The sequence below is a fragment of the Flavobacterium arsenatis genome, from assembly GCF_031456785.1.
In the GTDB taxonomy this organism is placed as follows: domain Bacteria; phylum Bacteroidota; class Bacteroidia; order Flavobacteriales; family Flavobacteriaceae; genus Flavobacterium; species Flavobacterium arsenatis.
This window is the reverse complement of the sequence record NZ_JAVDVI010000018.1, coordinates 68,203-82,052: the sequence shown is the minus strand read 5'-3', so window position 1 is coordinate 82,052 and position 13,850 is coordinate 68,203. Positions and strand designations below refer to the sequence as shown.

Genomic DNA, 13,850 nt, shown 5'->3' with positions numbered 1-13,850 from the left:
ACAGAGAAGTTAAGCCCGCCTGCGCAGATGGTACTGCAGTATTGTGGGAGAGTATGTCGTCGCCTTTCTTTTGAGAACCCTTCATGGAAACATGAGGGGTTTTTTGTTTTATGGACATTTTTTCCTAAAAGTAGCGGATTAATTAAGGGATTTATATTCCACTTGATGTGAGATGATTATATGTAATGTGGGCTCAATGATATGGGGATTCAATTCTAACCAATGTGTGTATGTTTTAACGAATGTGTCAGTTAAGATTGAGGGGGTGTGAAGGGTCAGTGAAAATTTTGCTTATAATACCTAGGCAATGTATGGTTTTTATCGTAAGAAATAATTTATATTTAAAAAATAGTTTATTAATCTATGTATTGTAAGCTATTGAAAGAAAAAGGTAAACCTAATGGCTTACCTTTTTTTATAGAATAACAGGAATGGAAAAAAGTGCTTTATAACCCTACTTCTTTCTGAGTTTTTTTACTCAAGGCATTCTTATTGACCAAAACCGAAATCGCTTTCAATTTCATGTAAGGAACACTCATATAGACATATCCACCATTTCCATTATCAGTTCCCCAAGAGTTTTTCACTTTGTAGTAAATATTTCCTTTTTGGTCTTTCAATTTCCCAACGATGTGCATCAAATGATCATCAGTGGTATTGAAGTTTTCAAATTCCTGCTGGCGGAATTCTGGCGTGATGTTTTTCTCTTTTTTGATTTCCGTTAAAATTGTTTTATTATCGGCTTCGTTTTCAGGTATAACCGCTATTCCGGATTTGGCAGAAAATGTTCGTTCGCTTACATCAGCATCTAAGGCCAAAGTATAGCCATTCTCCAAAGCATTGTCGATGTTTTGAATAAATTCATCCAAAGGAAGATTGTAAAAACTGCCGTTTGAGAAGTTATCTGGAATGTCTAAAATAAATTTTTTGTAGAAAGGTTCGTGCGTGAAAGAAGAAATTGTAACATAATCTTCTAGCTTCAATTTGGTCATTTCCAAAAAGCTTTTTGGGGTATATTTTTTTCCTTCATAAGTAAATTCCGCAACATCGGCACCCATATAGTTATCCAAGATGTCCGAAACTTCTTTTTTCCATTTTGAGCCTAATTTCTTTGAAGGATCTGCATAAGGTTTCAGCAAAGTTTCCAATTCTGATGCCATTTTTGAATGATCAAGAGTAGTTGCATTCCCAACTAAACCTGAATAGGCCGAAAGCGGAACAATTCCGAAACCGATGGCACTGTCGATCACATCGTGGTTCAAGCCACCTTCACTGAATTGAGCTTTTCCCTGACGCATTACATAATTCCACGCTTTTTTAGGATAGGTATGGCGAACATTATACATTTCAGACAAATCAATCTGTTTTCCAGAAGTCCTGATGATTTCGGCTTCCAAAAAAGAAGTCGATGAAAAACTCCAGCAAGTTCCCGTTTGACCTTGGGAAGTTACAGGTGTAGCCTCGATGTCTTTAACGGTTTGGAATTCATACTTTTGGGAATAGGCTGAAAAAGCGATTGTTAAAAGAGCAATGCTAAAGAAATTTCTTTTCATTTTATTTATTTTTATTAAGAGGTAAAAGTATTATTTTTACGCTAAAATAAAATAAAAATGGCTACTATAGACTGGAAAATTGTTAAAGATTTTGAAGATATAACCTATAAGAAGTGCAATGGCGTTGCCAGAATTGCCTTTAACCGTCCTAATGTGCGGAATGCTTTTCGCCCGAAAACCACTTCCGAATTGTATCAGGCTTTTTATGATGCACAGGAAGATACTTCGATTGGTGTAGTGCTACTTTCTGCTGAAGGGCCTTCAACTAAAGATGGCATTTGGTCGTTTTGTAGTGGTGGCGACCAAAACGCACGTGGACATCAAGGTTATGTTGGAGAGGACGGACAGCATCGTTTGAATATCTTAGAAGTACAACGACTAATTCGCTTTATGCCAAAAGTCGTGATTGCCGTAGTTCCAGGTTGGGCTGTTGGTGGGGGACATAGTTTGCACGTTGTTTGCGATTTGACTTTAGCTAGTAAAGAACACGCTATCTTCAAGCAAACCGATGCCGATGTTACCAGCTTTGACGGTGGTTATGGATCGGCTTATCTGGCCAAAATGGTAGGACAGAAAAAAGCCCGGGAGATTTTCTTTTTAGGAAGAAATTATTCAGCCCAAGATGCAATGGATATGGGAATGGTAAATGCTGTGATTCCGCACGATGAATTAGAAGATACAGCCTATCAATGGGCTCAAGAAATTTTAGCAAAATCGCCAACTTCGATAAAAATGCTAAAATTTGCAATGAATTTAACCGATGATGGAATGGTAGGGCAGCAAGTTTTTGCTGGGGAAGCCACGCGTTTGGCCTATATGACCGAAGAAGCAAAAGAAGGAAGAAATGCCTTTTTGGAGAAAAGAAAGCCTAACTTCGGAGAGAATAAATGGATTCCTTGATTTTAGTTTGCAGTCGCAGTTTTCAGTCTCGGATGACGTAATAATGAATAACCTATAACTCACAACGTATAACTTCTAACTCACAACCAAATTTGGAAAATTTCACAAATACCACTATCGATACGACTCAGCTTCCAAGATTTGAGGAAGTTCAGTTTTCTAAATTACATCCCAAATATTGGACCGTAATCTTGATTAATACTTGTATTACCTTTCTGATTTTCGGAATTGCAATTGGTCTTGTTTTTTATTTCAATGAAGAAATTAGAGATTTTGCACTTTATTTCGGGATAGGTTTAGGGGTTTTAGTTCTTTTGACGATAGTCTTTTCAAGAATCGGTTTCAATAAAAGAGGTTTTGCTTTCAGGGAACATGATGTGCTTTTTCAAAGTGGTATAATTGCCACCAAGACAATTGTAATTCCTTATAATAGAGTCCAACATGTAGCTTTGCATGAAGGTATGGTTTCTAGATATTTCGGACTTGCAAAAGTGGAAGTTTTCACAGCGGGAGGAAGCTCGAGCGATATAGAAATTCCAGGAATCGAAAAAAAACAGGCTGAGAATATCAAGCAATTATTGATGGGCAAAATCCAAAAACAATTATGAGTTTTTCAGATTTCAGTCAACCGCAGAGGCAATCTCCAGTTGGGATTTTGGTTATGTTTTTTTATACGCTTCAGCAGTATTTGAGAGCGTTGTGGCCTATGCTAGTCATCTGGATTTTCAAGTTCGATGAAGTCAATAAACTTTATCTTGCCTTGGGAACAATTGCCGTAATTTTGCTTATTGGCATTGTTTCTTATCTAAAATACCTCAATTTTACTTTTTTTCTTGATGAAGAAAATCAAGAATTTATCATTACCGAAGGAATTTTAAACAAAACAAAAACCACGATTCAACTCAATAAAATCCAGCAGGTTAATATCAATCAATCATTGATCCAAAAGTTTATTGGGGTTTATGCTTTAGATGTTGATACCGCCGGAAGTAGCAAGAAAGAGGGTTCTATCAAGGCAATTTCACACGAATTGGCATTGGAATTAAAGTCGAGATTGCTTGAAAACGAGCGAAAAGAAATTGTTACGGATTTGGAATCAGGACAATCTGCTGTTGCAGAAGCAAATCCGGAAGAACACCCTTTCATTAAAATCAGCTTTATAACTTTATTGAAGGTGGGAATCACTTCGAATTACTTGAGGAGTTTTGGTTTGTTGATACTTTTTGTCAGCACGATTTATGAAAATATGCGTAATTTTACTGAAAGAGATGTTCTCGAAGAGCAAAGTCTGGAACATTATATTGACGGAGCTTCCATTTTTAAAGGCGTTTTGATTCTCGTTACCGTTCTTTTTTTGATTGTATTACTAATTAATTTAGTACGAGTTGTTTTCAAATATTTCGATTATAAAATTGCAAAACAAAAAGGTTCTCTATTGCTTTCATTCGGTTTGTTGAATACAAAAAGCACCATTATCAAGCCCGAAAAAGTCCAGATTACAACGGTCACCCGAAATTTTTTCCAAAAAAAAATGGATATTTTGGAAATAAAAATCAAACAAGCAACAAGTGGTGAACCCGAAGAAAAAAAATCTGCAATTGAAATTCCGGGTTGTTCCGAAACAGAACGCGACCAGATTATGAAATTGCTGTATAAAACTATCCCTAAAAAAGGTGTACAATTGCAGCCAAATTTTCGCAAGCTTGTTTTTTCAATATTCACAACAATAGTGATACCTTTGTCACTGTATTTTGCATTCGCAAATTGGATTGAATCCGAAGCATTCGAATTCATATACCTAGTTCCGGTTTATAGTGTTTTTATTGGTTTGGTATTGTATTTCGGTTTCCGAAATTACCGACTTTTCATCAGTGATAATTTCATCATCAAGCAAAGCGGAGCCTGGGACGTTGACAATGAAATCATTGAACCCATGAAAATACAAGCCATTACAACCTCACAATTGTTTTGGCACAAAAAAGCCGATATTGGGTCGATAATTTTGCATACAGCAGGAGGAAATGTCGCATTTCAATTGGGCGACTTTACAAGAATTAAGCATTATGTCAACCTTTGGCTATACGAAATAGAAACATCAGATAGCAATTGGATGTGATAGAGAAGAAAGTTATCGTTATATGTTATTAGTTGTAAGTTTTTCACCAATAACGTATAACCACCAAACACCAAAAAAAATAAAATGAGACATTGGATTGAAGCAGCAAGAGTAAGAACGTTACCACTTTCGGTATCAGGCATCATCGTTGGAAGTATGTATGCTTTGGCATATCCCACCGATAATATCCTCACGCCAACCGAAGTCTTCAACTGGCAATTGTTCGGTTTTGCAATCTTGACAACGCTTGGACTGCAAATTCTTTCCAACTTTGCCAACGATTATGGAGACGGAATCAAAGGAACCGATAATGAAGACAGGGTAGGGCCAAAACGTGCCATTCAAAGTGGCGTTATTTCCCCACAAGCAATGAAACGAGCGATGATTATCACTTCTGTCTTAACTTTTATTTCGGCAGTTTTATTGATCTATTTTGCTTTCGGGAAAGACCATATTCTCTATTCCGTGATTTTCCTGATATTAGGAATTCTCGCAATCGCATCGGCAATCCGCTACACCGTTGGGAATACCGCCTATGGTTATCACGGTTATGGTGATTTGTTTGTATTTGTCTTTTTTGGATTAGTAAGTACTTTAGGAGTCAATTTCCTTTACTCACAACAAGTCGATTTCGAGCTTTGTCTTCCAGCAATTGCAATAGGATTCCTAAGTGTTGGAGTCTTGAATCTAAACAATATGCGGGATGAAGAATCCGACCGAAAATCAGGAAAAAACACAATCGTCGTGAAAATCGGTGGAGCAAACGCAAAAAAATACCATTTTTTTCTGGTTATTTCCGCAATGGTCTTAATGATTGTTTTCGCACTCTTAAACAATTTTCAAATCGACCAATACATCTTTCTCGTAGCCTATTTTCCCTTGACGAGCCATTTGATAACGGTTTACAAAAACAAAAACCCAAAATTATTAGATCCCGAATTGAAAAAATTAGCCATAAGCACTTTTATCTTATCGATTTTACTATCGCTTTGCCTGATTTTTTTCCTTTCAGATATAGTAGTCAATAACGTTTAAAAATTCAAGTTTATGAAAATCACTTTTTACGGACATGCCTCTCTCGGAATTGAAGTTGGAGGAAAAAAAATCATAGTAGATCCTTATATTTCCCCAAACCCAAAAGCTTCTCACATTGATGTCGACACGCTCGAAGCCGATTTTATTTTACTAACACATGCTCATGGCGATCACATTGCCGATGTAGAAACCATCGCTCAACGAACGAATGCCACAATCGTTTCCAATGCAGAAATAGCAGGATACTATGAAAAGAAAGGCTTCACCACACATCCAATGAACCACGGCGGAAGCTGGGATTTCGATTTCGGAAACGTAAAATACGTAAACGCCATCCATTCAAGCTCATTTCCAGACGGAACCTATGGCGGGAATCCAGGCGGTTTTGTCATCGAAGGCGAACGAAAAAATATTTATATCGCTGGCGACACCGCTTTGACGTTCGATATGCAACTCATTCCATTAAGAACCAAGCTCGATTTGGCGATTTTTCCAATCGGCGACAATTTCACGATGGATGTAGATGATGCCATTCTTGCTTCGGATTTCGTAGAATGCGACAAGGTCCTAGGCTACCATTTCGACACTTTTGGATATATTGAAATCAACCACGAAGAAGCCATCAAGAAGTTCTTCGATGTTGGAAAAGACTTGATGTTGCTCGAAATTGGAGCATCAATCGATTTATAATTAGCCAGAAGTATTAGGAGCGAAAGGTTCGGGAAAGAATAACCCATTTTCCCGCCTTCCTTCCTCTCGTCCAAAAGACGAGATCCCTCCAGTCGGGGCTATTTAGGAATTCATTTTCCAGACCCAACCGGTTTACGATTATCATCCTAACAGGTTTTCAAAACCTGTTAGGTATAAAAAAAATAGCGAAAATTCGAGTAATTCGTGGCAAAAAAAATCCAAAATGATTAAAAAAGCAACTCTCCTTTTTTTAGTTTTCACCACAATTCAAACTGTTTTTGCACAGCAAGACGGCTTTTGGGATAAAAATAGGGCCACAACCAAGGAGATTCTCCTTGGAGCCGGAGACCGAATCGTAGTCAAAACCGAAGATTTCCCAAAAGGAACAACAGAAGTTGTGTATCGAATTACCACTCTCGACGACAATCAGCAATTGGCCGGAAGCCTAGTTTCCCTGCTAAAATCAATTCCCGATCCATCTGGAATCAGTCAAGGTTCGGCTGGAGCTGTTTTCATCGTTTCCAAGATTTCAGGCGACGACAAATGCAAATATGCCATTTTTTCCACTAACGAATTGGCTTCGGTTTACAAAGAATCAGGAAAAGCAGAAAAGGCTTGTTTCGTGCAGAATACGCCCGTAAACAAGGATGCAAAATTACTTTCTTTCGAAAAGTCAGCTTGTCTGAAAGCAAATGCTTCTAATCTGTTCTTTGCCTTCGAAAGCGACAATTGGCTCATGAAGCAAAAAATCGTCCTAGAAGTCGTGCCTTGGGTCGATCATAAATTAAGCAAAGGCTGGAGTCCAGAAAACCGCAAATCCATCATCGATTTGTGCAAGACTTCCAATTTAGCACAATTGATGATTAATCCGGATGATTTTTGCGTTTGTATCCTAGATAAAATGCAAATGAAATACAAATTCCAAGAATATCAAAAGCTCTTGGCTTCCGAAAAATCAAAAACCTTCAAGGATTTTGGAGCCGAATGTTTAAGCAAGAATCCAGCAAACGACGCCATTCACAACGGAATACGATTGGATGCTTTCCAGCACTTCAAGAACAAGCGCTATGACCAAGCCATCCGACTTTTACACGCTGGAATCATCGACAACGGAAATGCAAAAGTGTTGGATTATGACGCCTTGGGGAACTATTATTTGTATTCAAAACAATTTGCAAAAGCCATAAAATACCTAAAGGAAGGCGAGAAGCTTGATGAATCGGAATTACAAATCCAACTTAATCTAGCACATGCTTATTTGCTAAACGGAGATTATGCAGAAGCAAAAGTAATCCATAAAAAATACCAAAATCAAAATATTTCGGCCTTAATTGATTGGAAATCTAAAACGCTAAACGATTTTGAAGACTTTAAAAAAGCAGGTTTCAAATCGAATGATTTTGACAGGATTTTGAAATTGTTTAATGATTAATCAAAATCAAAATCAAAAAGCAATTACAATATAAATAACAATTGTAATTTGTGAACTTCGCGAATTCTTTGTGAACTTCGTGTTTAAACCTAAAAAAAATGAAAAACAACAACCTATCTGAATTAAGCAACGAGAAACTAATCAAAAGAAGAGATTTGTTCAAGGGTTTCCTCATTGGAATCGGAATTGTTTGGTTGTTTATGATTGCCGTTATGGTTTATCTTTTTGCTACAAAAGACATGTCTAAAGTTTCCTTTGCAGTATTCATTCCCATATTCGTTTTACCTGTAACCTTGACACCTTTGTTTATAAACGTAGGAATGCTAAACAAAGAAGTAAAGTCGCGAAAATTATAAAAATTAAGTTAGAGCTTTGTGACCTTCGTGCCAAATCCTAAATCTGAAATTTTTAAATCCCAATTCTACTTGAAAGCAACCTATCACAAATACCTCCTCTACTTCAAAAGACCATCAGGAACTTCAAGAGGTGTTTTGACGGAGAAAGAAACCTGGTTCATCATCTTAGAACAAGACGGAAAAAAAGGAATAGGAGAGTGTGGAATTTTAAGAACCTTAAGCATCGACGACAGACCTGATTACGAAGCCAAATTAAGATGGACGTGCGAGAATATTCATCTGGGAGAAAACGCACTTTGGGAAGCTTTAATTGAGTTTCCATCCATCCAGTTTGGAGTTGAAATGGCGTTCCAATCTTTGGCAAGTGAAACACCTTTTTTACTCTTTCCTTCGGAGTTTACAAACAGTGAAAAAAGCATCCCAATTAATGGACTGGTTTGGATGGGAGAACCTTCGTTTATGAAGGAACAAATCGAAGAAAAATTGGCTCAAGGTTTCAACTGCATCAAACTTAAAATTGGTGCCATAGATTTCGAAAAAGAACTCGCCTTATTGCGGTTTATTCGCGAAAATTATAATGCTAAAACCATCGAAATACGAGTAGATGCAAACGGTGGATTTACTTCAGATGAAGCTTTAGATAAAATAAATCAATTATCTGAATTTGAATTGCATAGTATAGAGCAACCAATGCAAAAAAACAATACTGACAGGATGTCAGAACTGTGTAAATTGACTCCAATTTCTATCGCTTTAGACGAAGAACTAATTGGCGTGTTTTCATACGAAGAAAAAGAAGCATTATTACAAAAAATTCAACCACAATATATCATTTTAAAACCAAGTTTGATAGGTGGTTTTAGAGGTTCAAAAGAATGGATTTCATTAGCTGAAAAATACAATATCGGTTGGTGGATTACCTCTGCTTTGGAGAGTAATATTGGCTTAAATGCAATTGCCCAATGGACGTTTTTACAACAAAATCCAATGCCTCAAGGTTTAGGAACAGGAGGACTTTATACGAATAATTTTGATTGTCCTTTGGAGGTTTTAGAAGGGCAATTGTGGTATGATTCAAACTTGCATTGGAATTTTAATTTAAAGGTGCTATAACATCACATCCATTTTAATTTTTCCGTCGTAGAAAAGCAGTGCTATACATTTTAGAATTACTATAAGTTGTATAAATAAAATGATGTAAAAGAGCAGGATTCGCCAGCTGAATCCCATAAAGCTATACAATTTCCGTGTTGCATTGTAATATGTCCAAATTGGAAAAAACGGAATAAGAAAGAAAGAGATGGCTTCTAGATATCCAAAAGAGATTTTCAAGTCCAAATGGTTTAGAAAATCTGTAAGAAAATATAAAATGCTTATCAAAAGCATACCCAATAGGGATATTCCACTAATAATCAGATGCTGTGCAAAATTTAGTCGTAATCGTTTAAAGAACAGCATTGCATTCATTGCTAAGAGCGGAACGATACTGAACAATGCAATTTTAGAAAAATTTGCGAGAAAATCACCAACATCTTCGGCTCTGTTTGGGTCTATAAAATTTTCATTGATTTTTTGTTTATAATGTAGCAATACAACATCAATGGCAATTATGAGTAATGCCAGATAAAACACATTGTAATAACGAATACGCTTTCCTTTGATATAGTCCAAAGCAGCTTGTCCTGGTCTTTTGAAAACTTCTTTTAGGGTAAACAGGATGCCTTTTTCCAGATGCCAAACACCATGCAGCACGTCATGCATTATAAAATGCTTGAATGTTATTGGGTGAGTATCTGTTTTTTGACCACAATTGGAGCAATACTTTTTTTCAACAGCTTCATTGCAATTCAAGCAAACAGGACTTTTCATAAGAGATTGGGTTTTGGTCTTGCTAAAATAGAAAAAGGCTTCCATTTTCTGAAAGCCTTTCCTTAAATTTTTAAAAATAATCTATTTTTTATTCTCCACCCATTTTCTAGCGTTAACAAAAGCTTCGTGCCAAGGCGAAACTTCGTCGTTTCTGCCTTCTGGATAATTAGCCCAATTCCATTGGAAAGTCGAACGCTCAATGTGTGGCATCATCGCCAAGTGTCTTCCTGTTTTATCGCACATCATGGCAATGTTGAAGAAAGAACCATTTGGGTTGGCTGGATAATTTTCATAACCGTATTTTCCAACCACGTTGTATTTGTCTTCCGTGTAAGGCAAGTCAAATTTTCCTTCTCCATGAGAAATCCAAACGCCTAAAGTGCTTCCTGCCAATGAGCTTAACATCACGGAATTATTTTCTAAAATGGATACCGAAGTAAATCCACTTTCGTGTTTATGAGAATCGTTATGTCTCAATTTTCCGTGAACTTCATGCTCAGGATTGATCAATTCCAATTCCATAAACAATTGAGCTCCGTTACAAATTCCCACAGATAAAGTGTCTTCTCTTTTGAAGAAATTATCCAAAGCCATTTTTGCTTTTTCGTTATATAAAAATGCTCCAGCCCAACCTTTTGCAGAACCCAAAACATCTGAATTAGAGAAACCTCCAACCGCTCCGATGAATTGAATATCTTCTAAAGTTTCGCGACCTGAAATCAAATCGGTCATGTGGACATCTTTTACGTCAAAACCTGCCAAATACATTGCATTTGCCATTTCTCTCTCCGAATTACTTCCTTTTTCACGAATAATAGCTGCTTTTGGTTTCTCGACTTCGCTCGAAATGACAGGCTTTTTGCCAGTGAAGTGACTTGGGAATGTAAATTGCAAAGGTTGTTTTTTGAAATTATCAAAACGCTCCTTTGCTTTCAATTCTCCTGATTGTTTTCTGTCTAATAAATACGAAGTTTTGTACCAAGTATCTCTAGCTTCTGCTACATTAATAGAAAGATTTTGGTCTCCGTTTTTGATGGTAACAGTTGTCCCTTCTTTTGCTTTTCCGATGTTGAAGAACGCCACTTTATTTTCATTCAAAACCGTTTCAACCGAAGCATCGGCTTGGAAAACAATTCCGATATTTTCTGAAAATAATACTTTAATGGTATCGCTTTCGCTTAATGAACTCAGGTCGTAATCAGCAGCCAAATTCACATCTGCAAAACACATTTCCAATAAAGTTGTGATCAAACCACCGCTTCCAATATCGTGTCCTGCTTGGATTTTATCCGCTTTTATCAAATCTTGAACTACATTGAAAGCAGTCTTGAAATTCGCCGCATTTTTAATCGTAGGAACTTCATTTCCAATCTTACTCAAAACCTGTGCAAAAGACGAACCTCCTAACTTGAAATCGTCTTCTGAAAGGTTGATATAATAAATATTACCTCCGTTTTTCTTCAAAACAGGCTCAACTACTTTTTGGATATCGGTACAATTTCCACCTGCAGAAATAATCACAGTTCCTGGAGCAATTACGTCTCCGTCAGGATATTTCTGTTTCATTGAAAGTGAATCTTTTCCAGTCGGAATGTTGATTCCCAATTCAATAGCGAAGTCCGAACAACCTTGAACTGCTTCATACAAACGAGCGTCTTCACCTTCATTTTTACAAGCCCACATCCAGTTGGCCGAAAGCGAAACACCTTTCAAACCGTCTTTAATAGGAGCCCAAATAATGTTTGATAAAGATTCTGCAATTGCAGTTCGGCTTCCAGCAGCAGGATCAATCAAAGAAGCAATAGGCGAGTGGCCAATAGTCGTGGCAACACCTTCTTTTCCTAAATAATCCAACGCCATAACTCCGACATTGTTCAAAGGCAATTGCAATGGTCCAGCACATTGTTGTTTGGCAACTTTTCCGCCAACACAACGATCGACTTTGTTTGTTAGCCAGTCTTTACAAGCAACGGCTTCCAATTGCAACACTTGGTCAAGATACTTTTTGAAGTTTTCTTGAGTATAGTCTAAATCTGTATATTTTCTGTCGATTGTCGTATCGGTCATCACCACTTTTGGAGAACTTCCAAACATATCTTCCAAGGCAAAATCCATAGGCTTTGCACCAGTAGTTTTTGATTCAAAAGTAAAACGATGGTTTCCGGTCACGTCACCAACTTGGTACATTGGCGAACGCTCACGATCAGCGATTTTCTGTAAAGTCTCAATATCTTTTTGACCAATCACCAATCCCATTCTTTCTTGAGATTCGTTTCCGATGATTTCTTTTGCAGAAAGCGTCGGATCACCAACTGGCAATTTATCCAAATCAATCAAACCGCCTGTTTCCTCCACCAATTCAGAAAGACAATTCAAATGTCCACCAGCACCGTGATCGTGAATCGAAACAATTGGGTTTTCATCGCTTTCCACCAATCCACGGATGGCGTTTGCGGCACGTTTTTGCATCTCAGGATTTGAACGCTGAATTGCATTCAATTCAATTCCAGAACTGAAAGCACCAGTATCTGCCGAAGAAACTGCAGCACCACCCATTCCGATTCTGTAATTTTCTCCACCTAAAATAACGACTTTGTCGCCTACTTTTGGTTTTTGTTTGATGGCTTGGCTTTCTTTTCCGTAACCAATTCCACCTGCAAGCATGATTACTTTGTCGTAACCAAGTTTTCTATTTTCCTCAACTCCGACAGAGTTTGAAACTCTGTTGGAGTTAGTATTTAAAGCTTTTTCATCATGTTCAAAAGTCAAAACTGACCCTGTAATCAAAGGCTGACCGAATTTATTTCCAAAATCAGAAGCTCCGTTTGAAGCCTTGATTAAGATATCCATCGGCGTTTGGTATAACCATTTTCTTTCGTTCATGGCTTCTTCCCACGGTCTGTTTTGTTCAAGGCGAGAATAGGAAGTCATATAAACAGCAGTTCCCGCCAACGGCAACGAACCTTGTCCACCAGCCAAACGATCACGGATTTCTCCTCCAGAACCTGTTGCAGCTCCATTGAAAGGCTCCACAGTTGTTGGGAAATTATGTGTTTCCGCTTTAAGCGAAATAACAGAATCAAAATCTTTTGTTTCGTAAAAATCAGGTTTGTCAGCCGATTTTGGTGCAAATTGCTGTACTCTCGGGCCTTTTACAAAAGCCACATTATCTTTATAAGCAGAAACAATATCGTTCGGATTTTCAGAAGACGTTTTCTTGATTAATTTGAATAGGGAAGAAGGTTTTTCTTCTCCATCAATCACGAAAGTTCCATTAAAAATCTTGTGACGGCAATGCTCTGAATTTACTTGAGAGAATCCAAAAACTTCAGAATCTGTTAGTTTTCGGCCTAATTTATTAGACAAATTATCTAAATATTCTACTTCTTCAGCACTCAAAGCCAAACCTTCTTTTGCATTGAAAGCAGCAATATCTTCAATTTCTAAGATTGGTTCCGGTTGAATGTTTATCGTATAGATTTCTTGATTTAATTCAGAATATTTCTGCGAAAGCATCGGATCAAAATCAGCGAAAGCTTCATCTACTTTTTGAAATTCTTCAATCCTGATGATGCTTTCAATACCCATATTTTGAGTAATTTCAACAGCATTCGTACTCCAAGGCGTAATCATTGCGGCACGAGGACCAACAAAAAAATCCGCAAGCACGGATTTTTCTATTTTATAAGTGTTGCCAAAAAGCCAGTTTAATTTTGAGATGTTTTCAGCCGAAAGTTCTCCCGAAACTTCGGGACTGGTTTGGACTGCAAAAACCGTATTGGTTTGGTTTCCGAAGAAATGAATCATGGTTTGTAGTTATTGTGTTGTGAGTGCAAAAATAGTTTAAAAAACTGCAATTTGCAAAGCATTAAAATAAAGATTTTAGTTGAGTTTAGACC

Annotated in this window: 11 protein-coding genes; 8 read left to right on the top strand and 3 right to left on the bottom strand. The window is 37.2% G+C overall.

Annotation, left to right across the window (positions count from 1 at the left end):
- Nucleotides 1–446: 446 nt before the first annotated feature.
- Nucleotides 447–1,553, bottom strand: coding sequence for a C1 family peptidase (locus J2X31_RS16505; RefSeq protein WP_310028299.1), 1,107 nt, complete (start codon nt 1,551–1,553; stop codon nt 447–449).
- 57 nt (nt 1,554–1,610) lie between these two features.
- On the opposite strand from J2X31_RS16505, the gene J2X31_RS16500 reads away from it, so the two are divergent.
- From J2X31_RS16500 to J2X31_RS16465, 8 genes are all read left to right on the top strand, one after another.
- Nucleotides 1,611–2,453, top strand: coding sequence for a 1,4-dihydroxy-2-naphthoyl-CoA synthase (locus J2X31_RS16500; protein WP_374725230.1), 843 nt, complete (start codon nt 1,611–1,613; stop codon nt 2,451–2,453).
- A 92-nt stretch (nt 2,454–2,545) separates the two neighbouring features.
- Nucleotides 2,546–3,061, top strand: coding sequence for a PH domain-containing protein (locus J2X31_RS16495; RefSeq protein ID WP_310028298.1), 516 nt, complete (start codon nt 2,546–2,548; stop codon nt 3,059–3,061).
- Nucleotides 3,058–4,569 carry a PH domain-containing protein gene (locus J2X31_RS16490; protein WP_310028297.1) on the top strand — a complete coding sequence of 504 codons (1,512 nt, stop codon included), beginning with the start codon at nt 3,058–3,060 and terminating at the stop codon, nt 4,567–4,569. The genes J2X31_RS16495 and J2X31_RS16490 overlap by 4 nt, the downstream gene beginning before the upstream one ends.
- An 84-nt stretch (nt 4,570–4,653) precedes the next feature.
- Entirely contained in the window at nt 4,654–5,604 is a 951-nt protein-coding gene (gene menA, locus J2X31_RS16485; RefSeq protein WP_310028295.1) for a 1,4-dihydroxy-2-naphthoate octaprenyltransferase, read from the top strand.
- Nucleotides 5,605–5,616: 12 nt separating this feature from the next.
- On the top strand, nt 5,617–6,294 hold the full coding sequence (locus tag J2X31_RS16480) for a metal-dependent hydrolase (protein ID WP_310028293.1): 678 nt from the start codon (nt 5,617–5,619) through the stop codon (nt 6,292–6,294).
- Nucleotides 6,295–6,517: 223 nt separating this feature from the next.
- A complete protein-coding gene (locus J2X31_RS16475) occupies nt 6,518–7,726 on the top strand; it encodes a tetratricopeptide repeat protein (protein WP_310028291.1) in 1,209 nt (402 codons plus the stop codon).
- A 98-nt stretch (nt 7,727–7,824) separates the two neighbouring features.
- Entirely contained in the window at nt 7,825–8,082 is a 258-nt protein-coding gene (locus J2X31_RS16470) for a hypothetical protein (protein WP_310028290.1), read from the top strand.
- Nucleotides 8,083–8,151: 69 nt separating this feature from the next.
- A complete protein-coding gene (locus J2X31_RS16465; RefSeq protein WP_310028287.1) occupies nt 8,152–9,195 on the top strand; it encodes an o-succinylbenzoate synthase in 1,044 nt (347 codons plus the stop codon).
- Here J2X31_RS16465 and J2X31_RS16460 read toward each other — a convergent pair.
- A complete protein-coding gene (locus J2X31_RS16460) occupies nt 9,190–9,951 on the bottom strand; it encodes a DUF3667 domain-containing protein (RefSeq protein ID WP_310028285.1) in 762 nt (253 codons plus the stop codon). The genes J2X31_RS16465 and J2X31_RS16460 overlap by 6 nt on opposite strands.
- An 81-nt stretch (nt 9,952–10,032) precedes the next feature.
- A complete protein-coding gene (gene purL / locus J2X31_RS16455) occupies nt 10,033–13,758 on the bottom strand; it encodes a phosphoribosylformylglycinamidine synthase (protein ID WP_310028283.1) in 3,726 nt (1,241 codons plus the stop codon).
- Nucleotides 13,759–13,850: the final 92 nt, after the last annotated feature.